This is a genomic window from Chloracidobacterium validum, from assembly GCF_018304825.1.
GTDB classification, from domain to species: domain Bacteria; phylum Acidobacteriota; class Blastocatellia; order Chloracidobacteriales; family Chloracidobacteriaceae; genus Chloracidobacterium; species Chloracidobacterium validum.
Genome location: NZ_CP072648.1, coordinates 593,576 through 619,592 on the forward strand (window position 1 = coordinate 593,576; position 26,017 = coordinate 619,592).

At 58.4% G+C, this 26,017-nt stretch carries 21 protein-coding genes; 9 read left to right on the forward strand and 12 right to left on the reverse strand.

What is annotated here, in order from left to right; genetic code table 11:
- Window positions 1–16: 16 nt before the first annotated feature.
- Window positions 17–580 carry a hypothetical protein gene (locus J8C06_RS02480; protein ID WP_211429216.1) on the forward strand — a complete coding sequence of 188 codons (564 nt, stop codon included), beginning with the start codon at window positions 17–19 and terminating at the stop codon, window positions 578–580.
- A gap of 96 nt (window positions 581–676) precedes the next feature.
- Window positions 677–1,096 (forward strand): hypothetical protein, encoded by a 420-nt coding sequence (locus J8C06_RS02485; RefSeq protein ID WP_211429217.1) that lies wholly within the window; start codon window positions 677–679, stop codon window positions 1,094–1,096.
- 23 nt (window positions 1,097–1,119) lie between these two features.
- On the opposite strand, the gene J8C06_RS02490 is transcribed toward J8C06_RS02485, so the two are convergent.
- From J8C06_RS02490 to J8C06_RS02505, 4 genes are all read right to left on the reverse strand, one after another.
- Window positions 1,120–2,679, reverse strand: coding sequence for a glycosyltransferase family 39 protein (locus tag J8C06_RS02490; RefSeq protein WP_211429218.1), 1,560 nt, complete (start codon window positions 2,677–2,679; stop codon window positions 1,120–1,122).
- An 18-nt stretch (window positions 2,680–2,697) separates the two neighbouring features.
- The gene (locus tag J8C06_RS02495; protein WP_211429219.1) at window positions 2,698–3,810 is read right to left on the reverse strand and encodes a radical SAM protein; all 1,113 of its coding nucleotides are present in this window, start codon (window positions 3,808–3,810) and stop codon (window positions 2,698–2,700) included.
- Between the two features lie 185 nt (window positions 3,811–3,995).
- A complete protein-coding gene (locus tag J8C06_RS02500; protein ID WP_211429220.1) occupies window positions 3,996–5,288 on the reverse strand; it encodes a DUF1501 domain-containing protein in 1,293 nt (430 codons plus the stop codon).
- Window positions 5,289–5,326: 38 nt separating this feature from the next.
- The gene (locus J8C06_RS02505) at window positions 5,327–7,405 is read right to left on the reverse strand and encodes a DUF1800 domain-containing protein (protein WP_211429221.1); all 2,079 of its coding nucleotides are present in this window, start codon (window positions 7,403–7,405) and stop codon (window positions 5,327–5,329) included.
- Between the two features lie 204 nt (window positions 7,406–7,609).
- Between J8C06_RS02505 and J8C06_RS02510 the strand changes: the two genes are divergently transcribed.
- The 6 genes from J8C06_RS02510 (at window position 7,610) to rpsR (ending at window position 15,025) form a co-directional block, all read left to right on the forward strand.
- Entirely contained in the window at window positions 7,610–8,950 is a 1,341-nt protein-coding gene (locus tag J8C06_RS02510) for an inositol-3-phosphate synthase (RefSeq protein ID WP_211429222.1), read from the forward strand.
- Window positions 8,951–8,967: 17 nt separating this feature from the next.
- Window positions 8,968–10,560, forward strand: a complete 1,593-nt coding sequence (lnt, locus tag J8C06_RS02515) for an apolipoprotein N-acyltransferase (protein WP_211429223.1) — start codon at window positions 8,968–8,970, stop codon at window positions 10,558–10,560.
- A 325-nt stretch (window positions 10,561–10,885) separates the two neighbouring features.
- Complete coding sequence (pyk, locus tag J8C06_RS02520) at window positions 10,886–12,316, forward strand: pyruvate kinase (protein WP_211429224.1); 1,431 nt, start codon at window positions 10,886–10,888, stop codon at window positions 12,314–12,316.
- A gap of 132 nt (window positions 12,317–12,448) precedes the next feature.
- Complete coding sequence (locus J8C06_RS02525) at window positions 12,449–13,441, forward strand: CobW family GTP-binding protein (RefSeq protein WP_211429225.1); 993 nt, start codon at window positions 12,449–12,451, stop codon at window positions 13,439–13,441.
- Between the two features lie 43 nt (window positions 13,442–13,484).
- Window positions 13,485–14,591 carry a tetratricopeptide repeat protein gene (locus J8C06_RS02530; RefSeq protein WP_211429226.1) on the forward strand — a complete coding sequence of 369 codons (1,107 nt, stop codon included), beginning with the start codon at window positions 13,485–13,487 and terminating at the stop codon, window positions 14,589–14,591.
- 227 nt (window positions 14,592–14,818) lie between these two features.
- The gene (gene rpsR / locus J8C06_RS15120; RefSeq protein ID WP_246602066.1) at window positions 14,819–15,025 is read left to right on the forward strand and encodes a 30S ribosomal protein S18; all 207 of its coding nucleotides are present in this window, start codon (window positions 14,819–14,821) and stop codon (window positions 15,023–15,025) included.
- A gap of 140 nt (window positions 15,026–15,165) precedes the next feature.
- Here rpsR and J8C06_RS02540 read toward each other — a convergent pair whose 3' ends face one another.
- From J8C06_RS02540 to J8C06_RS02575, 8 genes are all read right to left on the reverse strand, one after another.
- On the reverse strand, window positions 15,166–16,161 hold the full coding sequence (locus tag J8C06_RS02540; protein WP_211429228.1) for a Gfo/Idh/MocA family protein: 996 nt from the start codon (window positions 16,159–16,161) through the stop codon (window positions 15,166–15,168).
- A gap of 9 nt (window positions 16,162–16,170) precedes the next feature.
- Entirely contained in the window at window positions 16,171–17,271 is a 1,101-nt protein-coding gene (acsF, locus tag J8C06_RS02545) for a magnesium-protoporphyrin IX monomethyl ester (oxidative) cyclase (protein ID WP_211429229.1), read from the reverse strand.
- A 119-nt stretch (window positions 17,272–17,390) separates the two neighbouring features.
- The gene (lepB, locus tag J8C06_RS02550) at window positions 17,391–18,233 is read right to left on the reverse strand and encodes a signal peptidase I (protein ID WP_211429230.1); all 843 of its coding nucleotides are present in this window, start codon (window positions 18,231–18,233) and stop codon (window positions 17,391–17,393) included.
- Window positions 18,234–18,248: 15 nt separating this feature from the next.
- Complete coding sequence (ychF, locus tag J8C06_RS02555) at window positions 18,249–19,307, reverse strand: redox-regulated ATPase YchF (protein ID WP_211429231.1); 1,059 nt, start codon at window positions 19,305–19,307, stop codon at window positions 18,249–18,251.
- Window positions 19,308–19,495: 188 nt separating this feature from the next.
- Entirely contained in the window at window positions 19,496–19,867 is a 372-nt protein-coding gene (locus tag J8C06_RS02560) for a c-type cytochrome (protein WP_211429232.1), read from the reverse strand.
- Between the two features lie 102 nt (window positions 19,868–19,969).
- On the reverse strand, window positions 19,970–20,446 hold the full coding sequence (locus J8C06_RS02565; RefSeq protein WP_211429233.1) for a c-type cytochrome: 477 nt from the start codon (window positions 20,444–20,446) through the stop codon (window positions 19,970–19,972).
- 62 nt (window positions 20,447–20,508) lie between these two features.
- Window positions 20,509–21,957, reverse strand: a complete 1,449-nt coding sequence (locus J8C06_RS02570; RefSeq protein WP_211429234.1) for a glycine--tRNA ligase — start codon at window positions 21,955–21,957, stop codon at window positions 20,509–20,511.
- Between the two features lie 152 nt (window positions 21,958–22,109).
- Window positions 22,110–23,855, reverse strand: coding sequence for a type IV pilus twitching motility protein PilT (locus J8C06_RS02575; protein WP_211429235.1), 1,746 nt, complete (start codon window positions 23,853–23,855; stop codon window positions 22,110–22,112).
- Window positions 23,856–24,152: 297 nt separating this feature from the next.
- On the opposite strand from J8C06_RS02575, the gene J8C06_RS02580 reads away from it, so the two are divergent.
- Complete coding sequence (locus J8C06_RS02580) at window positions 24,153–25,970, forward strand: peptidase domain-containing ABC transporter (RefSeq protein ID WP_211429236.1); 1,818 nt, start codon at window positions 24,153–24,155, stop codon at window positions 25,968–25,970.
- Window positions 25,971–26,017 lie beyond the last annotated feature (47 nt).

The window sequence follows — 26,017 nt, forward strand, 5'->3', positions numbered from 1 at the left end:
CGTGCGGGGTTGTTATATGGAAACAAAGCCAACGCTTGAAACCATCCTTGACCGTCTGAACGCCATCGAAGCGCAAGTCATCACTCGCATGGACAATGTTTCAGATCACCTTACCCAACTGACGAAGCAGGTTCAGGGCTTGGAAGCACAGGTCATGCAGCTTGCGGGGCGGATTGACCGACTCGAAACGCAGTCCACGCAGCTTGTGGGACGGATTGACGGATTGGAAGCACAGGTCACGCAGCTTGCGGGGCGGATTGACCGACTCGAAACGCAGTCCACGCAGCTTGTGGGACGCATTGACGGATTGGAAGCACAGGTCACACAGCTTGTGGGGCGGATTGAGAGCCTAGAAACACAGGTCGCGCAATTTGCGGGGCGTATGGATGGTCTCGATGCGCGCGTCGGTCGCTTGGAAGAGCAAGTTATCGCCGGGTTTGATGTTGTTCGGAGCGAACTGAAGCTCATGAACCGCAAGCTCACCGTGTTGGCCAAAACAAGTCTCGACCATGAGGCACGGCTTGACCAGCTTGAAGATCTCACGGAAGCCGCCCTATCGGCCTCAAATGGGAAGGGCTAGACTTTGGCGCTGTTTCCAGTTGTCTGTGCCACCGGTCAACGTCCTTCCACACTTTCTGATGCTGAAACTGGACTCAAAACGAAGAAAGGATTCCGTATGGAAACGAAGCCAACCCTTGAGACCATCCTTGAACGAATGAACGCCATGGAGTCACGTCTGATGACCCGGATTGATGATGTAGAGAACCGGTTATCTGCCCGGATTGATGACGTAGAGAGCCGGTTATCTGCCCGGATTGATGATGTAGAGAACCGGTTATCTGCTCGGATTGATGATGTAGAGAACCGGTTATCTGCCCGGATTGATGACGTGGAGAACCGGTTGACCACACGCATCGAGACGCTTGAGACACAGGTCAGGGAAGGCTTCCAGCAGGTGCAGGCTGAACTCAAGCTCATGAACCGAAAACTCGAGGTGATGACGCAGGACATCATGGACATGCGCGCCCGTGTGCGCGATGTCGAGCACCGGATGGATGAGGTCGAAAACGAAGTCCGGGCGAAAATTGCCAGTTGACCCGGCAAGTGACCGCAGTTCCTTCACCGTGTCACCTGGACTACCCGCACCTTGGGATAGTCGCTTGGAAAGTCAACGACCTGTCTGACTTGGAAACCTGGCAGGGCCGGCGCTTCAAACCGTTCCGAGCGGTAGTCGAGGATGACCCAGGCCCGCCGAACCTCACGCTCGAGGGATAAACGGTCAACTTGGCTGTGTCCGTTTGGTTCTCCGGTTGGCACCGGCTGAGTTGAATAGATCATCGCTCCCAACCCATAGCGTGGCGCATAGTAGGCAAGGCACACATCTACGGCGTCTGGGTCAATCACCACCCGGTCGCCTGGCTCGGCCTGCTGGCGAATAAAAGCCAACGCCGGACGCACATCGCTGTCACGGGCGGTCGTCGTGTAGTGCAGGCGCGTACCTTGCCAAAACAAACCGGCAACACAGAACCCAAGCGCCAAGGGTCGTTGCCACCCGCGCACTTGGTCGAGCGCCACAGCGATACAGAACCACACCGCCGGTGTCGTAAAGAGTAGGTAGCGGCCTAACTCCATGCCACCTTTCCGCAGCGATAGCCCGCTGGCAATCAACAGCGGGAGCATCAGCAACATGACGGGAAGCGCGGCGCGCACATCCGTTCGTGCCAAGTGAAGGCAGCGCCCAAGCCCAATCCCGGTCAGGAGAGCAAACCACAAGATCAACAGGACGTTGAAAGCTAAAGGCTGCCAGAAGAAGCTCCCCGGCAGGGTGATGTGTTCTGTCATGAGCCGGGTGAGCCATTCGCGGGTGTGGTCGAGATAGACGGCGTATCCGAGAACGGTTTCCTGGATATAGCCAAAGGCTTGCCATCCGACGTCCCCCAGCGTCAGTGGCTTGCGCCAAGTTTGTCCGCGCCGCATCTGGGCAAGCATGACCGCAACCCACGGCGCGTAAAGAAGTCCCATCGTCCCGTGTGCGATGAGCCACCGGTAGGTTTGGCGGCGCGTTCCAGCCTGTGTCGGCCCGAATGCGGAAAGCAAAAAGTGCGCGTTGAAGGCCAGGATGGCCAGCAGGGCGAAGTAGTGACAATACAGTGCTGCCAATGAGCACCACACATAGATTGCCAATCCGCGTTCAATACCGGTTTCACGCCACATGGCGTAGCCGCGTGCCGCGCCGAGCACAAGCGCCATCACCAGTGCATACATCCGGGCTTCTTGGGCAAAGAAAACTTGGTGGGCAGATGTGGCCATCAGGAGCGTCATGGTCAGCGCCGCCCATCCGCCGTAACGTGGTGCGACCAAACGAAACGCTGCGATCAGTGCCGCAAGGCTGGCAACGACGGAAAGCGACCGCACGGCAGCGGCACTGTCGCCAAAGAGTCGCATCCAGCCCTTCAGCACAAAGTAAAACAGTGGTGGGTGGACATCTGCCGCCGCACACCGGACGATCTCGGCCAGCGGTTTGCGCGCTACGTCAATGGAATACAGCTCATCCAGCCAGAGGTTTTGCGTCGCGATCCCCCACCACCGCAGCCCAAGCGCCAATGGCAACACGCCAAGCCAAAACAGCCGTCCCGTCCCGTCCGAAACCGCATTTTCAGCTCTGACGTGGTTAGCCACACGCGCTGTCACGAAGCGTCACACGAAGTTGGGGTTGTTGCCTGGATGGCGCAGCGTCCAGAGCATTTTGTTGATGGGGTGGCACCGGCAAATCGGTTGGCACTCATCAACGTTGATGGAGGCTATGACCTGCCGCCGCCGGTCGCTTTCCCAAATTTCTTTGAAGGTGTGCGTGCTGAGATCGCCTAAACAAAACTCTTCCTGCCCACGGGTCTGTGAGCAGTAATAGACTTTCTTGTTGGCCTCGATGACCGGAAAGAAGGTGGCGTAACACTTGCGGTAGGCGCTGCGTTCCAAATCGGGCGAGAGCACGCCCGCGAATTGATCTTCTTTGACAAACACGCGAAACGTTTCCGTTTCGTGGGCTTGCTTGGCCGCGCGGGCGCGGTAGAGCGCGTCAAGGTAAAAATCGCGGTCGTAAAATTCGTTTGATGACTTTGGATGCAGAATGACCGGCTTGACTTGGAAATAGTCAATGCCGGTTTCCTTGACGCGCCGGGTCGCTTCCTCGATCTCGGCAATGTTTGTCGGCTCAACGGAAATTTGCGCGCCAATCTGAACCTTCGTTCCCTGGCGACGTTTTTCTTCGGCAAGATTCGTGAGGTTCTCCAGAACTTTCTCAAAGTCGTTGACCTTGTGAATTTTCTCACGAGTCTCAGGCGTGCCGGCGTTGAGTGAAATCCGAATCCAAGTGCAGTGGCGGGCGACAACCTTGGCTTTTTCGGGCGTCAGCAAACCACCGTGCGTGATAATCGCGGAATCTACCGCTTTGTGCGAGGTATATTCGACGAACTCCATGAGATTCGGGTTGACGAACGGCTCGCCACTGCCCGAAAAAATCATGCTCTTCGTGCCGAGCGTGACTAGCTCATCGAGCAACGTCCGGTAAAAGGCCAACGGCATGATGCTGGCGTCTGGGTTGGCTTTTTTGGATTTGTCGTCCCCCTTGTGCGAGCCAAAGTAGCCACCATGCATGCACCATGTGCAAAAGTGATTGCAGATGGTCGAAGGGCTAAGTTCCATCGTGATCGGATAGACATTCTTGCCCTGCCACCAGTCATGCATCACGTCCATGTGCGTGAAAAGTTTGAGAGGTGAGAACACATCCGTTCGGAGGTCAGGTTGGTGCATGGCCGCTAGGTTTCCTTTGCCAGAACAAACGAAAAATGCGTACGAATCCGTACGCATCATTCGGAGAACCTGCCTTGCCGTCAAGCCGTGAGGGTGAATGGCTCCCATCACGCGCCAAGTTGGCTCTCCACACTCCGCCAGGCTCAGACCGGGTGCGCAACCGCTCCGGTGGGTGGCTCTGGTTGCTACCGGCCGAGAAAACCCACCAAGCCGGACGGCTTGATCGGGTAGCCAGGAAGCACCGACCCGGACTGGGCTAGCCCCAAATGGTGGGTGATGGTTTCAGCCAAGACGGTGCGGAAGTCGGTAGTCACGGGCAAGTCCCGCCCGTCGGCCAGATTGGCCGGCGCAAGCTTTGGCACATCCCCATAGACTCGTCCGCCCCGGACACTGCCCCCGACTGCGAACATACAGGAAGCGCGGCCGTGGTCGGTGCCGCCAGCGCCGTTTTGCCGGACTGTTCGCCCAAACTCGGTCATCGTCAGCACGAGCGTATCGCGCATCCGCTCCGGCCCCAGGTCCTGGACGAAAGCGGCAATCGCCCCGGCAAAATCACGAAAGAGCCGATTGAGCTGCCCAAACGATTGTCCCGGCGCGCCCTGGTTGGCATGTGTATCCCAGCCGCCACAGTCGGCAAAAGCAATCTCAAGCCCAACATTGGCCTTGATGAGTTGCGCGGTTTGCCGCAGCGCGTTACCTAGCGGTGAGCTGGGATAGGTTGCGCCATGTTCTGGTTGAAACCGGCCTGGATTGGCTCGTTTGAGAAACTTCACGGCTTCAAGGCTTTCCTGGCCCGTGCCACGCAGGGCATCGGCCGCCGCCTGTGCGTACATTTCTTCAAAGCCAGTTGTGACGTGCTTGGTAGCACTGCCAGCCTGGAGCTTGAAGGCCTGTATATCAGCCAAGGCAATGACATTGGCTTTGCCCTGTAGGGTGCGCGGCGTTAGCTGGGTAAACGACACCGCCCGAAACGGCGACGCCCGGTGAAGTGGCGCGGCTTGCAGGTAGCGGTTCAGCCATCCGTCTGGTGTCCCCTTGCGCCCCGGCGTGGCGGATTCCATGTAGTCCTGAGCATCAAAGTGTGAGCGCGTCCCATCCGGCGACCCCACGCCGTGGATAACGGCCAGTGTTCCGGCTTGAAACAAGGGCAAGAGAGGTGCCAGGTGTGGGTTGAGTCCGAAGCGTCCATCGAGGTCAAGCGCCGTAGATGGGTCCCCGGCCTTTGGAGGCGCAACCGCCAGCAGTGGACGTAGCTGGCGGTAATGTTCATCGGCAAGCGGCATGACGGCGCTCAGCCCATCCATCGCGCCACGCTGAAAAATCACCACAAGCCGTTTGCGCGGTTGGGTAACGTGAGGCTCCTGAGCGCTTACGTGCCAACCCAACCACTGCTCGAAAACTGGGAGTGCCAGCGCCGTTGCACCCAGTCCGGTCGCGCCAAAGCGCACGAACTGCCGACGAGAGCATGAATGTCGCATCTTGGTTTCTACCTTTCTCAACTGCTGCGCCGATTGACCTAGCGGCGCTGGAACTCTGGTGAACCCAGGACAAGTCCGGTGAGTTGGGCGGTCAGCGGGAGCGGCATGCCGGCTTGGGACAACGTTTCAATTGCCCGGTCGTAGCGCCGGATAGCAGGCGTTGTGCCCGGCCCAAAAGCTTTTCCGCCGGATGCCATTCGTCCCCGACGCGGTTCTGCGGGCGCATCGTCGTCATCGGCGTCCTCCGCCAGGCCCAAGTCGGTCTCAGCGGGAGTTGGCTTGGCTACCTTGAGACGGTGCGGGTCGGCGACAACATCCAGGAGCGCCTGGCGCGTTGTGTCAGACACGTCACCTCCGACATAACGGTTGAGCAGCGTATCAACAACAGCCTCACTGCCGGCGTTCGGCGTTGCCGTCGAGACTTTGATCCCAGGCAGGTTTCCACTGGAAAGCGCGAGGGCAAAGTTGAGCCGATTGAGCAGCGCACCGGTGTTGACCCACGCTTCGGCCACATCCTTGTAGCCGGTCGGCGGTTGGCAACCATAGAGTGGCATGCCAAGCCGCGCCAGTGCCCCGATCAGCGCCTGCGCATCGGTGATGTCCGCGTTGGTTGCGCGGAGCGTACTAGCCACAAATTCAAGCGGCGTTTTGACCTTGGCGCGATAGGTTTCCGGCGCAAAGAACGCTGGATCATCAAACAGCGTTTGCAGACAGGCGCGAATGTCCCCTTGTGTGCGCTCAAAGGTTGCCGCCACCGCCGCGACCAGCGACGCCGGAGGCTCGTCGGCGACAAACCGGCGGCACAGTTTGGTTGCAATGAACTTGGCCGTGGATGGATGTCGCGCCAGCAGCGTGAGCACCAGTTCGCCATCCCGTTTGCCACCGCCGGCTGGAATCTTCGTGCCCAGGACGATCTTCTCGCCCTGGTCATGCGCCCAGTCACGGTAGATGAACGAGCCGGGCGGCAGGTCTGGGGCGTCAAGTCCTCCAAAACGGTTGCGCCGCTGTCCACCGAATGGCTGGTGGATGCTCCAGCCGGTAAAGCACCGGGCGACTTCCTGCACATCCTTCTGCGTATAGCCACCGTCCACGCCGAGCGTGTGAAGCTCCAGGAGTTCGCGGGCGTAGTTTTCGTTGATGCCTGGTTGCCGCCGCTGCGCCGCTCCAGGCGTAACACCCGGCCGTTCCGGTTGCGGCCCTGCGGTCGGTGGCGGAGGGAATGGGCGCTGGCCACCACGGTTGAAAATACCGCCCTGTCCCAAACGTCCGCCAATCCTGCCTTGTCCGCGAGGTGCTTGTCCCATCTGCCCTGACCCTGGGCGTCCGGCATCTGGTGGGCGTTGTCCCCGACCAGGCAACTTCACATCCGGCGTCACGGATTGCCAGTTGTCGAGATAGAACAGCATGGCCGGACTCTGCGCCGTCGCTCGCAACAGGTCTTCAAACCGCCCCAGCGCATGCGGGCGGATGGCTTCCCGCTCGTATTCATTGATGAACACGCGCACGAGATTTTTTCCGGCAAAGACATTGAAATGGTTGAACCAAAAGTCAGTCATGACTTCCTGCAACTGGCGTTCGCTATAGACGGCGCGCAGCAGCTTGGCTTCCTGAAGGTCGCTGACCATGCGATATGGCGCGCGCTTGCCGTCGCCGAAGGCTTCACGGTACCGTTCCATCATCTGTCGGCGCTCGTCCGGCGATAGCGTGGACAGAGCTTCCCCAGGACGCTCCGGGGCGCTGCCTTGATTGCGGCGTATCAACGCCTGCCGCATTTCACGGGCTTGCGCTTCAATTCGCACCATATCGGCCGTTGGCAGGTCGAGCATCGAGAGGCGCTTCAATCGGACGTGAAGGGCGCTGTCATCAATGGTTGCGGGCTGAAGCTGCTGGGCAACGTACTGGCGCAGTCCCATGCGGCGGACCCGCTCAACGTCGCCGGGGCGTGGGCCATAGCCCAAACGGTTGAGGACGTGCAGGACGCGCTGCTCTTCGGTCAGGGCCGCCGGTGTTTTAGGCGCGGTGGCCGGTACGCGCGGCGTAGCCGCCAGTGACATGAGCGGCAGCAAGCACAGGGTGCCAGCCAAAACAAAGTTCAATCCACGGAACATACGGGGCATCGGTTGCGTCTCCTGGCTCAAGCAAACTCAATTGCCTTGCGGCTTCCATCGTCGTGGTATGAGTTGCGGCAACCCAAAAAAGTTTGAGAAACAGCTTGTTCCAGCGCCTGTCCGCGCTGGCTGATTGTTCATGCCTACGCAGTTTGTGGTACTTACGCACCTTTGCGCCGAAAACGCGCGCATCTCTTTGCACGAGGCTTTTTCATGACTGAGAAAAACAAAACGGCTGTCCCCAGTCCCGCGCCGATTGCCGAGCCAAAGGGCAAACTAGGCGTCTTGCTGGTTGGGCTTGGGGCGGTAAGCACGACGTTTATTGCCGGCATCGAGGCCGTTCGGGCGGGCAAGGCGCTGCCGATTGGCTCGCTGACCCAGATGGCATCCATTCGGCTCGGCCAACGGACCGAAAATCGCAACCCGCGCATCAAGGATTTCGTCCCGTTGGCGACGCTCGACGACTTGGTTTTTGGCGCTTGGGACATTTTCCCGGACTCCGCCTATGAAGCGGCGCTCCATGCCGGTGTTCTCGACCAAACGCTCATCGAGGACCTCAAACCATTTCTCTCGAAAATCAAGCCGATGCCGGCCGCCTTCGACCGGAACTATGTCAAGCGACTTGATGGCACAAACGTCAAAACAGCCGCCAACAAGTATGAACTTGCCGAACAGCTCATCGCCGACATCGAAAACTTCAAGAAAAAAAACAAATGCACACGGCTGGTGATGATCTGGTGCGCTTCGACCGAGGTGTACCTGGCGCCGTCGCCAAAGCACCATGGCACGCTCAAGGCCTTTGAAGCCGCGATGAAGGCGAACCACAAAAGCATTGCTCCTTCGATGCTCTATGCCTACGCCGCCCTCACGTGTGGCGTTCCCTTTGCCAATGGCGCGCCCAACCTGACGGTGGACATTCCGGCGCTTATCGAGCTGGCCCAAAAGAACAACGTCCCGATTTGTGGCAAAGACTTCAAAACTGGGCAAACATTTATGAAAACGCTCATCGCGCCGGGGCTGAAGTCGCGCATGCTGGGTTTGCAGGGCTGGTACTCAACCAACATTCTTGGCAACCGGGATGGTGAAGTGCTGGATGACCCAGAGTCCTTCAAAACCAAGGAAGAATCGAAACTCTCCGTTCTCGAATACATCCTCCAACCGGAGCTATACCCAGAGCTGTACAAGGATTTTTCGCACGTCGTGCGCATCAACTATTACCCACCCCGCGGCGACAACAAGGAAGGCTGGGACAACATTGATATTGTCGGTTGGCTCGGCTACCCAATGCAAATCAAGATTAACTTCCTGTGTCGGGATTCGATTCTGGCGGCGCCCATTGTGCTGGACTTGGCGCTTTTCCTTGACTTGGCGCAGCGCGCCGGGATGCGCGGAATTCAAGAGTGGCTGAGCTTCTACTTCAAAAGCCCGATGGTCGCGCCACAGCTTTACCCGGAACACGACATTTTCATTCAGCTCATGAAGCTGAAGAACACGCTTCGCCATCTGCGGGGCGAAGACCTCATCACGCACCTGGGGTTGGAGTATTACGACTGACCACGGAGCAGGATTCAATGGCTTGTCCGGCATCCCTGGAAGTGACGCGGATTCCCTTTTTGTCGAGGCTGCGTCAGACACGGCCCTGGCCCTGGTGGATGGCTGCCGGTAGTGCTTTGCTCTTCGTCCTGGCCTTGCCGCCATTCAGGCTGTGGCCGCTGGCTTTTGTGGCGTTTGGGCTACTGCTCTGGACGATTACACGGGCTGAACGGATGACGACCGCGACGCTGCTTGGCTGGCTGGCCGGGACGCTGTTTTATTACGGGTCAAGTTGGTGGGCGACGCACTCGTTGATCGTCTATGGCAACATTCCGACACCTGTGGCGCATGGGTTGATCATCATTGCTGCCGGACTGGTGGCGCTGCCAACGGCAGTATTTGCCTGGGGCGTTCACCTGACGACGCGCCACGGCACCGGGCTGGGGTGGTGGTGTGTCCCAGCTTGGTGGTGTGTAAGCGAGTGGCTGCGCGGGGAGCTGTTTGCCTTTGGCTGGAATCCGCTGGCCAACGCCGTTGCCACCGAACCCTGGCTGGCGCGTACGGCGATGCTTGGCGGACATTACCTAGTTGGCACCCTGGTGGCTGCTTTTGCCACCGGTGTCATCTATGCCCTTCAACCGCGGCAGCCTTTCCGGCGGGCGGTCGGCGCGTTGGCCGTCGGTATGTCGGCAATCCTCGTGCCGGCCGTGGTGGCGCTGGGGTTCGTGTCACGGCCGGTTGAAACCACGCGCCTGACGGTCATCGCCGTGCAGCCCTGCGCGCCGCTGATGGCAACCGAAGCCGCGGCCTATCGTCAAGCTGAACGCCGCCAGATGCAGCTTGCTCTGGAAGGTCTGCGCCAAGCCCCCCCAGAAGCGCCGCGCTTGGTGGTTTTTCCCGAATCACAGATTGCGCTGGAGGCTGATCGGCCGGGCGCGGATGACCAGCTTCGACCGTTGCTGGAACAAGGCGCGCATGTCCTCACGAACGCGACGCGCCGGGTACGAGGAGGCTTTGCCAACGCCGCCTTGCTTTATGCGCCTGACGGTCGCGTTGTCGAATATCAAAAAACGCACCTGATGCCCTTTGGTGAGTACATCCCTTTCCATCGCTATGTTCCGGTCACGCTACCGACCCTGGCGATGGAAGCCGTGCCGGGCACGCAGGTCAGCGCCTTGCCGATGACAAACGACCTCCGGCTTGGTGTCAGTATCTGCTTTGAGTCCACGTTTCCGGGGCTCCATCGTCAGCTCCGTCAACAGGGCGCCACCCTGCTGGTCAATCTGGCCAACGACGGTTGGTTTGGCGATACGCCGGGCAGTGAACAGCACCTTCGGCATCTAGTCTATCGGGCAATCGAGACGGGGTGCCCGGTGGTTCGTGTGACAAACGATGGCGTCAGTGCGCTCCTCGACAGTGGTGGGCAAGTATGGGATAGCATGCCGCATAATCAGCCTGATGTGCGTATCTGGCAGGTCAGCCCAACTCTGCCATCCACGCCCTATGTGGTGATTGGCGACGCGGTGCCTTTTGTTTGCTTGGCTGTAGCGGTGGCCATAACGCTGTGGACACTCTGGACGCGAGTCCGGTTTTATACCGAAGCGATTACCGACCTCGTGGCCGGAGAGTAGGCCTCTCCACGCGCCGCGGATGTTCTGAAGCGTGGAGAGGACGCCGGCCACCGACCACGACGCTTGTTCAGGGGCGGCTCAAAAGCCGTTCTTTCCTGGTTTCGTGGGCTTGTTCGCCCCCGATGCCACAACCGGATGGTGTGCGCCGTGGGGCCGCGACCGGCAGCCATTGCGGTATGCGCTTTGGGTGGTACAGTTGACGCAGCCGATCCGGTGGCGAGCGCGTTGCTGCGTGATGGCGGCTGGAATGGCTTGGCGTCCACGAAAAGCATTTTGACCTGGAGCGCTGCGCTCCAATCCCCCTTGGAAGGAACCCCGGAACCCTATGGCGCGCGCCAAAATTGTCGCTACGATTGGACCAGCTTCTCGTCATCCAGACATTCTCCGAACCCTGCTGACATCCGGCGTCAACGTCGCGCGGATCAACATGTCGCATGGCACGCACGAGGGCCATGCTGAGGTTATCCACTCACTTCGCCAGTTGGCAGCGGAACTTCACCAGCCGTTGGCGATCTTGCTTGACCTGTGCGGACCTAAAATTCGCACCGGCCGACTGGTGGGAGGTGAGCCGGTCACGCTCTTGACCGGCCATCGCATTGTCATCACACCGGAGGATATTCCCGGCAATGCCGAGCGAATCAGTTGTAGCTACGATGGCTTGGCTTACGATGCAAAGCCAGGCGACCGGATATTGATTGATGATGGGCTTATTGAGTTGAGCGTCACAGCCGTTCACGGCACTGACGTGGAATGCCTCATTCTCAACGGTGGTGTCCTGAGCGAGCGAAAGGGCATCAACTTGCCCAGCATTCCAACCTCGCTCCCTTCGATGACGGACAAGGACCGGGATGACCTGCGGTTCGGTATCGAACATAAGGTGGATTATGTCGCGTTGTCATTTGTCCGCTCGGCCGAGGATTGCCGCCAGTGCAAAAGCTACATTGCCGAGCTGGGGGCGCAGACGCCGCTCATTGCCAAGATCGAAAAGCCCGAAGCCCTCAACCACCTGGATGAAATCCTTGACATCGTAGATGGCGTCATGGTGGCGCGTGGCGACCTGGGCGTCGAGGCTGAAACCGAGCGGGTTCCAATTTTCCAGAAGGAAATTATCCGCCACGCCAACCGCAAGGGACGGCTCGTCATTACGGCAACGCAGATGCTGCAATCCATGGTGGAAAATCCGCGCCCAACACGCGCCGAAGCCTCGGATGTCGCCAACGCCATCCTCGACGGCACTGACGCCGTCATGCTGTCGGCTGAATCCGCCGCCGGAAAATTTCCGGTCGAATCCGTGCGAACGATGCGGCGCATCGTGGGGTACACCGAGGATGCTTTTGCCGGCCAGCAATCCTGGCGAGCCGGAGCCAGCAAGTTCATGAACCTCCAGGGCAGTTCTTCACTGCGCGCACTTTCAGAAGCGGCCGTTTTTGCCGCCGAGGGCCTGGGCATTCGGGTGATTGCCGTCTTCACCGAGGGGGGGAAAATGGCCCGGGCCCTGGCGCTGCTGCGCCCCCAACAGCGAATTGCTGCCATCACCGCCGACGTGAATACGTATCAGCAACTTTCGGCCGTGTGGGGCATCGAGCCGTTGCTGATGCCGAATCCAGCCGACATGAGCCAACTGTTTGCAGACGGCGTCGGGTTGTTGCTGCGTCTAGGGTGGGTTGAGCCGAATGAGCGGTTGGTTGTTCTGGCCGGGAAGATCAAGGGCTTGCCGGTGAACAATCTCGTCCATTTGCTGCGTGTTGAGCCATAACCTTCACGGGAGCGCTTGGCTTCCGATAGAGGGCCGTGCTATTGGTTAGGGCTTTGCATCAGTCAGGCGAAAGCAGCTTGGCGAACTGGTGCTACGGCTTGCTTGAGACGAACTCAATGCTTGGAGGTTCACATGGCGACTCCATCGCTCATTCCCACCGTCGTTATCTCTGGTTTTCTTGGAAGTGGTAAGACAACGCTCCTGCTCGCCCTGTTGCACCACATGCGCAGCTTGGGACGTAAGGCGGCGGTCTTGATGAATGAGTTCGGCGACATCAGCATTGACGGTGAAATCCTTCGCGGCGAAGGCTTCAGCGTCATGGAACTCAGTGACGGGTGCATCTGTTGCCAGATCGGTGAAGATTTCGTCCAGGCTTTTACTGAGGTTGCATCCCGCAACCCGGAGATTATTTTCGTTGAAGCTACGGGATTGGCCGATCCGGTGGACCTTCTGGATCAGGCAACCGCGCCGCATCTGTTGGATCGGGTGACGATTGCCAAAATGGTAACAGTGGCCGACCCAAAAAACTTTACCCGCTTGTCAAAAGTGCTCAAAGCCATCGTCAAGCGCCAAACCCAGTTTGCCGATGTCGTCGTGATTAGCAAAGCGGATGAAGCGACACCGAAGCAGATTGCTGACATTCGAGCATATGTCGAGGAAAACAACCCCCATGCCCCGGTGTATCTGGTGACCAATGGCCAGGTGGCTGGGGATGAAGAATTCCGGTGGCTCCTGGCGGATGTCGAGCCGGCCGAACGTGAGCGGCGGCGGGCTGCCATGCGAGCCAGTCTGGAGGCGTTGAGCGAGGCGGACTACAAAGCGCATACCGACTTTCATTCAATGTCCTGCCGATTGTTGCGGCCGTTGGTGCGGTCTCGCTTCGAGCACTTCATGCGGAATCTGCCGTCAGACATCATTCGAGCCAAGGGGTTTCTCCGGTTTGCGGGAGAAGATGGGCTGTGGGTGATGATGTATGTCAATGGCGACCTCTACATCCGGCCGGTGACCCTTTCTCCGTCACCAGAGGAGCACTTGGTCTTTATCGGTGCTACACTCGACCATGCGCGACTGGCGAGTGACTTGACGGCCTGCGAAGCGCAGCGGCGCGCGCTGGCTGTTTTGTAAGCCCACTCCCCTTCTGAGACTTTTCAAGCAGTACGACAAACTTATGCCTGGTAAATCACGCAAGTCTAAGACCTCTCCCAAATCCGAAGCTGCCTCTCTGGAAAAGCTCTTGGAAAAGGGAGATAGCTATCTTGAAGAAGGCGACTTGGACGGAGCTGAGGCGGCCTATGCCAAAGCGCTGACGCTTGCCCCGCAGTCTCCGGAGGTGCTCGTTCGGCTCGGTGCGTTACTGCTTGAGACGGAGCGGTATGAAGAAGGTGTGGATCACTTACGCGAGGTTCAGCGCCTGGCCCCGGATGACGTGCGTCCACTGCACTTGTTGGGGGCGTTTTATATCGAGGAAGGGGAGTTCGATCTCGCCGAAGAACATTTTTTGCGCGCGCTCAGGCTGGAGCCCGACGAGGCCCTGAGTCACTACAACTATGGCAACTTTTTGTCCGAGGCCGGGCGCCTGCCAGAAGCCGAAGCTGCTTACCGCCGCGCCATCGAACTTGGACCAGACGAGCCGCTGCACTACCTTGGGCTTGGCGGATTGCTGGCTGACCTTGAAAAATACGATGAAGCCCTCAAGCAGTTTCAGGTTGCGCTTGATCTCGACCCCAATGATCCACGTGTTTATCTCGATCTTGGCGACCTGTTGATGGCAATGGAGCGGGTTGCGGAAGCCATCGAAGCGTATCGTGAGTCTGTGACAATTGACCCAGGCAATCCTCTGGCGCGCTATGGCTTGGGCGCGGCTTTGCTGGCGAGTGGTGAGGCTGAAAATGCGGCGCGGGAGTTGAAAGACGCGATTGTGGATGGCTTGGAAGTTCCGCTGACGTTTGTCAAACTCGGCATTGCGCTCCGCATGGCGGGCAAAATGGATGAATCCCGCGAAGCTTTTCAGCAAGCGTACGAGTTACTCGAAGAAGAACGTACCCAGGGCGGAGAGGCAAGTGATATGTGCTACGAGGAAATCATAACGCTTCTGGGGCTTGGGCGGGCAGCGGCGGCCCGAGAAGTCATCGAGGGGCTGCACGGAGATGACCTCGATGCCCAAGCGGTGGCTGAGCTACGCGCGGACCTGAAGCGCCTGGCAAACCTTGGTGTTGCCGAGGCCAATGATGCTCTCCGCCGGCTCACCTTACCACCTGGAGAACTCATTCACTGAATGATTGACCATCAAAAAATAAACTCACGAAGCTGCCGAAATCGGCGCACCGTGGCAAATCTGACTCATCGAGTGGGAGAATAAGCAGGAGTATGGCCGAAATGACTCAAACACCCGAATCAGCCGCTGGAGCGGCACAGACTCAAGACCGGCGTTCATCGGGAGCTGGCAGTGCTGGCCTCCGCCGCGCTGGCGGCGGTGGCGGACGTCCCGGAGGAAACCGCCGCATGGGGCGTCGCAAAAAACGGTGTCCGCTGCTGGAAGCCAAGATTGACTACATTGACTACAAAGACGTGAAGCTGCTTGAACGGTTTATCGGTGATAACAAGCGCATTCTGCCGCGCCGTTTGACCGGCGTGAACACCACCATGCAGCGCCGACTCGCCCGCGCCATCAAGCGCGCCAAGCATCTGGCACTGCTGCCTTACGTCTAAGCAGAACAACAAGCTGCTAGCAAAACCGTGGCATTGGCTTGGGCGCACTGAAGCAACGGGCTGGCTTCAGTGTGCCTGAGACTTGGGCCAGGGCAGCATGGTCCCGATGAAGAAGCCGCTCTGGTCAGGTGGCGAGTGGGTTAAGCGGTAGAGGGCGACAAGACAATCCGCTGTCCGCTTTTGACAGCGCGTTCAGCCGCATCCGCAAAGCGCAGGGTTTCGAGCACATGGTTGAGCGCGGCGTATGGCCGCCCCTGCCCGGCAATGGTGTCGAGAAAGACGGCAATATCTTGTGCGAAGAGTCCGCTTCGGGGCATGACTGGCAGCGCCTCAAAGCTGTTGCCCGTTGGGTTGGCGTACCAGACCTCACGATGCTGCTTCCCCACCAATGCGCCCTGTTCGCCAGTGACCTGAAATTCCGCGGACGGTCCGGTTTCAGGCTCTGATGTGAGAATATCTTCGATCTCACCCACGCCCTCCTTGCCAAACCCAAAGCGTAGGCGGGTGGCGCGGCGTCCGAAGCGCGTGCCTTGCTCTCCAAGGAACGTCTCTTCGCCCTCAATCCACGTTGCTTGTCCAACACAGGTGATGATGCGGCTGGGGAGGCTGGCCTGCTGGAAGAGTGAAAAGCCGTGGGCGCGGTCATAGGTCCAGTCTTCGGGCGTGGCTGCGCGGTGACTGAGGTTGTGCCACGTGAGGTGGTGTAACTGCCCCAGGCGAGGCAGGGCATCCCGCAGCGTGACGAACCAGGCGGAGAGCAACTCGATGTGTTCGACGTGGAGCACCACCCCACGGGACTGGGCAAGTTCGACGAGCCCTTCAGCTTCGGCCAATGACAACGCGAGCGGGTAATCAACACTGACCGGCTTACCGGCTTCGATGGAAGCCCTGACCATCGGCGCATGGTACGGGTTGGTGGAACACACCATGACCGCATCCACATCCCGACGGGCAATCGCCTCTTCCCACTCATCGGTTGCCGCTGCCGCAATGGGAAATGCCAGCTCGTAGGCGCGGTCAAAGTTGCGCGAGGCCACGACCGCCACTCGCGTGTCGTAGCGTTCGTTGAGTTCACGCAAGCGGGCGCGCGCGACACGCCCGCTCCCCAAAATCGCAATGCCAAGCACGGTCGGCATTGTCACACCTCAAGCCATGGCTGGTTCAGCGCCGTGCTTGACCGAACAACCTTTGATGATCGGGGCCACGGGATAGTCTGGAATGGGTGGCGGAGCGTCTTTGCGGACCTTCATCATGAAAAGCCGCAGGTAGTCCACGCCCATGGCAGCCTTCATTGGCGCGAGCGCCAGCTTGCCAGCCCCAGAGGCTTCGCGTTCGGTCATCTTGGTGTAGCGTTCGGCCATGCGGTCCAGAATTTGAATGAACTGCGGATGATCGACGTCAAGCCGGAGTCCAAAGACGCGCTGGGCGTAGGCATTGGTTTCGCGGATGACCTTCAGATCATATTCTCGCCAGTTCATGCCAATCGAGGCGTAAAAGTCCTGCGCCTTGAGGTCGCGCAGCCACATGGTCACATAGACGGCCAGCGAGAAGAAGCGAATGAGCAGCCGGTTGACGCCGCCATCCAGGTAGAGGTTCTTCTGCGCTTCGAGCTGAAGACCGATGAAGTCGCCATGCTTGAGTTCATCCTGGCACCAGCCACCGAAGTACTTGAAAATCGGATGGTAGCGGTGTTCCGGGTGCGCCTGGAGGTGGGAATAAATGTTGATGTAGCGGAAATAACCGATGACCTCCGAGAGGTACGTCGTGTAGAGAATGATCTTCGGGTGCATGCTGACGAATTCTTTTTCGCCCTGGAGTAACTGTAGATCGAGGTCTGCGCTGATGTCGCGCATGGCCAAGCGGATGAAGCCGCTGTGCCGTCCTTCATCGCGGGCCATCAACCGGTAGGTATCGCTGAGGATGGGGTCTTCAATCCGTTCGGCGATCTCTTTGTAGAGCAACGCGCCTGAAAACTCGCCCAAACAGCCACGGATGAGAAATTCCTTGAATGATGCCGGAAGTTTGGAGAAGTCCTGGTCGAAGTCAGGATCGTCATCGCGCTTGAAGAAATGCTTGTTCGGGTCGTCGGCAAACCGCTTGTGCATGGCTTTGAACGCATCCGCCATGTGGTCAAAGCGCAGGGCATTCATCTTTTTATAGTCGGTGACATAAAAACGCGGACTAATCAGGCTCTTGTCCGCCGCGGCAGCCTTTGTGTCTTGAATGACCGATTCCGTAGCAATCATGGGGCACGACCTCACAGAGGAACCAAAGTGGAAGTCGAAACTTCGTTTCCAACCTACTTTGCGGCGGCCCGGATTTGAAACGGAATTTTGGACAGATGCCCCGTTTGGGCGTTTGACAGCTATTTCACCAGCGCGCCCAGCCGTTTCCAGCGTCCCTTGGAAAAAAACGATCCCAGTCGTTCACCCAGGGAAGCGTGAGGGCTGGGGTCAAACGAGGCATAGACGAACAGCGGGCGTCCGATGACGTGGTCGCGCGGAACTGGCCCCCAGTACCGGCTGTCCAGGCTGTTGTCGCGGTTGTCTCCCATGGCGAAGTAGCAGCCTTCGGGAATTTTGAACGGCCGGCCAATGCCGTAGTGGGGTTCATTTTTGTAGTCGCGGTAGCGTCCACTCGGCAGCGGAACCTCGGCGAGCGGCTCATCTTCCCGATCGTCGTACTCGAAGTCTGAGCCGGGGCGGTAGTACACGTTCCACTGCGCTCCCTCGGCCGGATATTCTTCGAGAACGTTCAGGCGTCCGCCATCGGTCAGATCGTTTTCAGCAATGATGCGAGTTTCAGGCAACTCTTTGCCGTCAATGTAAACGCGCTGACCGCGAATCTCTATCGTTTCACCGGGGAGACCGATGACGCGCTTGACGTAGTTCTGGTCCTCGCTTTGTGGGAACTTGAACACGACGATGTCGCCACGCCGAATCGGTCGGTGTGGCGTGAAACCATCCAGTGGAAGGCCGCCTTCGTAGCCGAAGATGAATTTGTTGACGAGTAAAAAGTCCCCTGAATAAATCGCATTGTTCATCGAGCCGGTCGGGACGTTGACCGACCGCACAACGAAGGTAATCCCAAACAACGCCATAATCAGCGTCGTGATGATCATCTCGACGAACTCCCGCAGCTCAGAACGCTTGGGTCGGCTCGTTTCCAGGCTTTCTTCTGGCTTGGTGGTGGTCGTGTTGTCTGCCATGGACAAAGCGATGCCTCAGACGTTGAAGCGAAAATGAATGATGTCTCCATCCTGAACGACGTAGTCCTTGCCTTCGAGCCGGAGCTTGCCAGCTTCCTTGCACTTGGACTCAGACCCGTAGGTGATGAAGTCCGCATAAGCAATGACTTCGGCCCGAATGAAGCCGCGTTCGATGTCGGAGTGAATTTTACCTGCCGCGCGCTGGGCTTTCGTGCCCCGTTGGATGGGCCAGGCCCGACACTCATCTTCTCCGGCAGTGAGAAAGCTCATCAGGTCGAGCAACCCATAGGCCGCGACGATAAAGCGGTCACGCGCTGGAGCGGTTAGCCCCAAGTCCCGGAGGAAGTCCCCCTGTTCTTCCGGCGCAAGCTGGGCAATATCCATCTCGGCCTGCCCACACATGGCGACGGTCGTCGGAATGGCGCGTCCCTGGGCAGCTTCCTGGACGGATGCCGGCACGCCGGCGCTGATGTCGGCTTCGGGTACGTTGAGCAAAATCATCTGCGGTTTGAGCGAAAGAAAACGAAATCCGGTCATCAAGTGCCGTTCTTCGTCATCAAAGTCAAGCGTTCGCAACGCTTGCTCGGCTTCGAGCGCGGCTTTGCACCGTTCAAACAAGTCGCGTTCACGCGGTGTTGCCTTTGGTTCTTTTTTGAGCCGCGTGAGACGGTTTTCAACCTGAATCAAATCCGACAGGATGAGTTCCGCGTCAAAAGCGGCAATGTCGGCGGACGGATCGCTTGGGCGAGTTCCCAGCGGATCGGGAAACGCCCGAACGACGTGCGCCAGCGCGTCCACATCGCGCATGGCCGCAACCAGCTTGGCGTCGAGGCCGGCTGAACCGCCTTGTTCCGTTGGGCCGGCCACGTCAACAAATGCCACTTCGGCGTAGGTTCGTTTCTTCGTCCGATAGATGTTGCCCAGGGTATCCACGCGGGCGTCCGGCACCTTGATGTTCCCCAGGTTGGGGCGGTCTTTGGCGCCGTAGCCGCCGACTTCTGCCGTCAGCCCGGTCAGGGCGTTGAAAACCGTTGTTTTACCGGCACCGGCAAAGCCGACGATGCCCACTTTCATGGCGTATTATTCCAATCCTTCCACGGATGAGTGAGAAATGTTCCGCCGTTGCTTTGGCAGCTCATCAGCGAAGCCATCCCAGCCCACGGCAACCCGGCTGCCGCGCCGCCGAGGTCGGCCGGGCAACCTTTGAAAAGAAGGGCTTTGCCAAACCGTCAGGCTGATTTTCCGGCTTCGCTGCCCCTGCATCACTTGGCAAATGAGCGAACATAAGCCGTGAGTGCCTCAACATCGGCCGCCGAGCCTTTGAAGGCCGGCATCGTGCCTTTGCCGTTGGCAATGGCTTGGGCAATGTCAGCGTCCGTGTGCTTGCGCTGCCAGGCGGTATCGGTGAAGTCCGGCGCGTCGGGAACTGTCGGTCGCCCATCGGTACCGTGACAAGCCACGCACGCCCCGGCCCCTAGGTAGAGCCGCTTGCCCCGCGCCAACCGCTTGGATGTGGCTTCATCCGAAACCGATGTGACCCGAATGCCGCGCCACCCTGTTGCCAACCTGTCGCCGGTGAGTGTCACGAGACTGAAGAGTGCTAGGACTGTCAAGTGGCAGGCTGATCGAAGCATGCTTTGTTATATCCCTAGACCGTCGTTTATGGCGCATAGCCAAGTGGATCGCTCCGACCCTGACCCGGCTATGCGCAACTGTTGATTGCGTGGGATGTCCGGCTACTTGCCGGCAGACTTGCCGAGAAAGCGAACGTAGGCTACCAGTGCCTTGTGTTCCTCATCCGTCCCAGCGCCCCCTTTGAACGCTGGCATGCCTTGAGCAGCTTTGGCTCCCTTGAGGGATGCAACAATTTCTTCGTCCTTTTCCTTTTGCTGCCATGCCGCGTCAGTGAACTTGGGAGCGTTTGGAAGAACGCCCTGGCCTTTGTCACCGTGGCAGCCAGCACAGGCGTTGGCATTGTAAAGCTCACGCCCCTTCGCCACGAGCGGGTCTTCGGTGCCCGCCGCCGGTGGCGTGGTTTCTGGCGCTTTGGCGCTTGTTTCTGTGGCGGGTTTGGTTGGTTCTACCGTCTTGACTTGTTCCTCTTTAGGCTTCATCGGCGGCGGCGGCGGAACATTGTCTTTGACGACACAGGCGGCCAAGGCGCCGGCTACCGCAACGGAGCAAAGGGTCAGGAATCGCTTGAAGTTCGGCATGATCAGTGAAAACTCCTTGGAAGTGATTGTGTTCGAGAGGGACATCCGTCCCGACGTGACCATTAGGCGGCTGTCAGTCGCTCGGCGAAGAACTCCCTTAGCCGCGCTACCGGGATGCGCACCTGCTCCCACGTATCACGGTCGCGCACGGTGACGGTATCCGTCAGGGCAGCCGCTGAGGAAGGGGTGGTCTCGGCGGCCGCAGCCTCCTTGGGTTTGCCAATACCCAGGGTGTCGTAGTCTACTGTGACGCAAAACGGCGTGCCAATCTCATCTTGCCGGGCGTAGAGCTTGCCAATCGCTGCCGTGTCGTCATAAACGGCCCGAATTCCGTGGCGCTGCAAATCGGCCTTGATGGCCTTGGCCTTTTCGACCAGCTCCGACTTGTTGCGTGCCAGTGGCAAAACGGCAACCTTGATCGGCGCGAGCGCCGGATGTAGCTTGAGCACCACCCGCGGTTCGCCGTCCGTACCTGGTTTTTCACTGTAGGCATCCATCAGAAACGCCAACGTGGCCCGGTCGGCTCCGGCTGACGGTTCGATGACATAGGGAATGAATTTTTCGTTGGTCACCGGGTCGCGGTACACCAGGCTCTGGGTGGCGTGCTCATTGTGGATACCCCACTTTTCCTGCTTGCCCTTGGAGTGAACACTGAGGTCATAGTCTGTCCGGTTGGCAATGCCCTCCAGTTCATCCCACTGCTTTTCTTGGTCTTCGCGGTCAGGGAAAAACCGGTACTGCAAGTCGGTGCAGGCGCGGGCATAGTGGGCTAGCTCATCCGGTTGCTGCACGTAGCGGCGCAGGTTTTCAGCCCGCAGGCCATAGCGTAGATACCAGTTATGGCGTTCTTCAATCCAGTGCGCGTGCCAGTCCTCGTCGGTGCCGGGTTTGCAGAAAAACTCAATTTCCATCTGCTCAAACTCGCGCGTCCGAAACGTAAAGTTACCCGGCACAATTTCGTTGCGGAACGCCTTGCCAATTTGGGCAATGCCAAAGGGAACTTTGCGCCAGCGCGAATCCACAATGTTCTTGAAGTTGACGAACATGCTCTGCGCTGTTTCAGGGCGCAAGTACGCTAGGGCTGCCTCCTCTTCGACCGGGCCAACCTGGGTTTTGAACATCAAGTTGAAGGCGCGTGGCTCGGTAAGGTTGGACTGGCATTCGATGACCTTGCGTTTGTGGCGCGGGCAGTCCAACTCATAGGTTTTATCGGCCCGGAAGCGCCCCTTGCACTCCCGGCAATCTACGAGCGGGTCGCTAAAGGTTGCTTCGTGGCCAGAGTACTTCCAAACGAGCCGGTTCATCAGAATGGCCCCGTCCATGCCTTCAATGTCATCCCGGTCATAGACGATGCTTTTCCACCAGGCGCGCTTGACGTTGTTTTTGAGTTCGACGCCGAGTGGCCCATAGTCCCACGTCGAACCAAGTCCGCCATAGATTTCGCTTGAAGGAAAGATAAACCCCCGTCGCTTGCACAGCGAAACAATCGTACCGATGTCAACCGTCGCCATGGTGGATTGCTACTGCCTTTGCATCAGGTCGGCGTGCCCACGTTCTTCGTATGGCGTGAACGTTGGCCCATTGCACAAGTGGGCAATCATACACAGGGATGCAAGGTTTGTCTCACCTTTTTCGCGTTCGACTGTGGATGTCACGCCTAAGCTCAGGCATTGGCATTAGCCAAGTTGGTCAGGAAGCTAACATCCAGGTTGTTCCGCTTGAGCAGACCCTCAAACCCGGCTTTATCTACGGCCTTGATGTAGGCTTCCTGGGCTTCAACCCGCTTGTTCTTGACATGGTCAAGCAGGGCGTCATTGAGCGTGACGTTGCCTTTAGCCTTCCCAGTCTGCATGGCTGAAGGAATCTGGAATGTTTTCCCCTCGCGGATGAGGTTGGCAATGCCGGTGTCGCAGATCAGTGTTTCGAGGGCCGCCACACGCCCACCACCAATTTTCTTACAGAGTGTCTGGGCGATGACACCCTTGAGCGATTCAGACAACATGACCCGAATCTGTGACTGCCGGTCGGCCGGAAACTGGTCAATAATGCGATCCACCGTTGAGGGTGCCGTTGAGGTATGCAGTGTTCCAAACACGAGGTGCCCGGTTTCGGCCGTTTCAATGGCAATCGAGATGGTTTCGAGGTCACGCATTTCACCGACCAGTACAATGTCCGGGTCCTCACGCAATGCAGCCCGTAGAGCGTCTTTGAACGAGTCGGTATGGTTGTGGACTTCGCGCTGATTGATGAGGCACTGTTTGTTTTCGTGGACGAACTCAATGGGGTCTTCGATGGTGATGATGTGGTCCCGCCGATTGCGGTTGATGAAGTCAATCAACGCGCACAGAGTGGTGGATTTACCACTCCCGGTCGGGCCCGTGACGAGCACCAGTCCCTTGCTGAGGTAGCAGAGCTTGAGGATTTCCTTCGATAGCCCCAGCATTTCCGCCGTCAGAATTTTGCTTGGGATGACTCGAAAAACGCCACCCATGCCTTTCCGGTCCATGAACACATTGCACCGAAAGCGGGCCATGTCACCAAACTCATAGGCAAAGTCGGTGTCGTGGCGGCGATTGAACTCTTCACGGTTTTTGTCGGGCATCAACTCCCACAGAATGCGTTCCGTATCGGCCGCCGTGAGCGGCTGCCCCTCGTAGCCCTGCATGATAACCATGTCGCCATCGAGGCGCAGCATCGGCGGCATCGAGGCGGAAATGTGCATGTCAGACGCCTTGAGTTCGAGTTGCTTCTCAAACAGCTTGTCAATTTCGAGCGGACCGCGTTTGCGCAGGTGGACGGCTGGACCCTGCCCGGTTGCGGTCGGGGTAGGACTCGGACTAGAACTCGCTGCGCTGGCTGTATTGGAGAGATGCGGGCCGGTGGGCGGTGGTGTGACGGGGGCCTGCTTCCCCGATACCGTCCCCGAGAATGCGGTGCCAGAGGGTGGGGTCATCGGTCGGGGTGTGGGCCGCGGCGGCGTCATCGGCGGAACCGGGCGGGGCGGCGTCACGTTTTGGGGCGGGTTGAAGTGGCCTGATGGCCGCGGTGGCTGGATTGGAGGGGGGAGCGGCGCACTGGGCGTCGGTGGCTTGGCTTCCATCGCTCCAACCGGCACAAAGGCGACTCTCATGCCCCCGCCTTCTTTCGTAATGGAAACATCAAACGTGCCGGCTCCGTTGACAGTCAGCCGAAAGTTTGTCGTCGGCTGACTCATCAAGGCAGTTTTTTTGTCGTCGGGAAGGTGTGGTTGGAGCAGCCGGTAAATATCAAATGGCGTCATCGGGCTGCGGCTAAGCTCGGTTGCTCCCGACGAGTTCAGCACTGTCGGAGCCTTGCCGGCCTGTAAGACAAGCTGGTCAGCACCCGCCATTCGCGGGTCTTTGAGCATGCTTTCGATTGTCGCCGACATGGCGCACACTCCACGGGGACACTAGCGTTCGGAACTATTCAGAGTCCGAGAATCTAACTTGTCGGTTTGATTTCATGCAAGGGAGGGCGCAAGGTTTGGTTCAGGTTCCGGTCATGAGTCACTGAGGGGGAAAGTCCTCATGCGGCTTACGCTTTCACGAAAATTAGGAACGTGCGGAATCTCGCACTGCTGCTCTGTCACACTCGGCTACAAAGCGGTAGCCTAATTTTAGTCACAATATCGAAGGCTAAAGAAAACTCTGGGTATTTTCATAAGGCGAGGAGTGTAGATGTCATCATGGGTGACTCTGGGGGCCACGGCGTAACCGCTGCCTTTTCGGCGGCAGACAGCGATCATGCACACCCAACGCCTACCCAGCGGCTCTGGCGTCTTCTGGTGCTCGACTCGCGCGATATGCTGGCGATTCTAGCCTACACAACGGTGGCTGGGCTGTTTTCGCTCGCTGTTCCCATTACGGCGCAAGTACTTGTCAACACCATTGCCCAGGGACAAGCCTTACAGCAACTTGTGGTGTTAGCCGCGCTGGTTTTGTTTTTCCTCAGTTTTGCCGGCGTCCTGCGCCTTTTTCAACTCGTGCTGCTTGAGCGCTTGCAGCAACGCATCTTCGTGCGGGTGTCCATGAACCTTGGCGACCGCCTCCCGCGGTTGCAGCTTGGGGCCTTGACCGGTGAATACGCTCCAGAACTGGTCAACCGATTTTTTGATGTCATCAACATTCAGAAGGCGTTTGCCAAACTGGCGCTCGACGGTCTCGACGCGGTTCTCAAGGTCTTTGTAGGACTGCTCCTGCTGGCATTTTACAGCCCAATCCTCCTCGGCTTCGATCTGGCTGTCGTTTTCGCCGGGTTGTTCATCATTTTCGTGCTCGGTATCAACGGCCTGCGGACCAGCATTCTGGAATCCAAAAAGAAATACAAGGTCGCCGCTTGGCTCGAAGAGCTGGCGCGCTGCCACATCAGTTTCAAAATGAGTGGCACACTGGACTTTATCACCGAGCAGACGAATGCGTTGTCAGTGGCGTATCTCAAGGCGCGACGCTCGCACTTCGCCGTTTTGTTCCGGCAAGCGGTTGGCAACTACTTTTTTTATGCGCTCGCCAGTGCCGGCATTTTGGCGATAGGTGGCTGGCTAGTCATCAATCGGCAACTCACCATCGGGCAGTTGGTGGCGGCCGAAATCGTCGTGGTGTCTGTGCTCGCCGGCTTGGATAAAGTCATTAGCCAACTCGAACATGTTTACGACCTCCTCACCGCGCTCGACAAGGTCGGGCATGTGGAAGACCTCCCGATTGAGCGAAAGGGCGGGATCGAAGTCCCAGACCGGGAAAATGGAGCGTCGGTGGTGTGTCGCAATGTCCGTTTTAGCTATCGCCCGGGCACGGAGGTCCTGTCAGGGGTAGACTTGAGTGTGGGCACTGGCGAGTGGGTCAGCGTCGTTGGATTGAGCGGCGCTGGCAAATCCACGCTGATGGCATTGATTTGTGGGTTGCTTGAACCCTCGCATGGGACGGTCGAAGTCAATGGCGTGGATGTTCGGGACGCAAACCTGGACACGCTACGCCTGCTTGTTGGCATGGTTGGTGACCGGGAGGAAATCTTTGAGGGAACGATTGAAGAAAACCTGCGGGTCGGGGCGGACTGGCTGACCCAAGAAGACATTCGGTGGGCAATTGACCTCATGCAGCTCACGAATGAGTTAGCTGAACTGCCGCAGGGACTGCAAACACCGCTGGTGAGTGGGGGCTACAACTTGTCCCGTGGGCAGGTGCAGCGACTGCTGCTGGCGCGCACGATTGCCCGGCGTCCGAAGCTCCTTATCCTCGACGAAGCGTTCATGGGCATCGATGAGTGCGCCAAGCTCAAAATTCTCGATGCAATCTATGACCGCGCCCACCGCTGGACAATTATTGACATCTCCCACGATTCCGAAGTGGTTGTTCGGTCGTCCACCATTCACGTCCTGGACAAAGGCATGATTATTGAAACTGGCTCGCCGGAGGAACTGTCGTGGCGGCGCGGCGGGGCTTTTGCTTCATTGTTCCCGGAAGTCTCGCGGCAATTGATCGGGAAACGACTGCCCACTGGCAGAAGTTGAGCACCGGTAAGATTGAGTTTGGTGACTTCGATAAGCGAGGAAGTGAT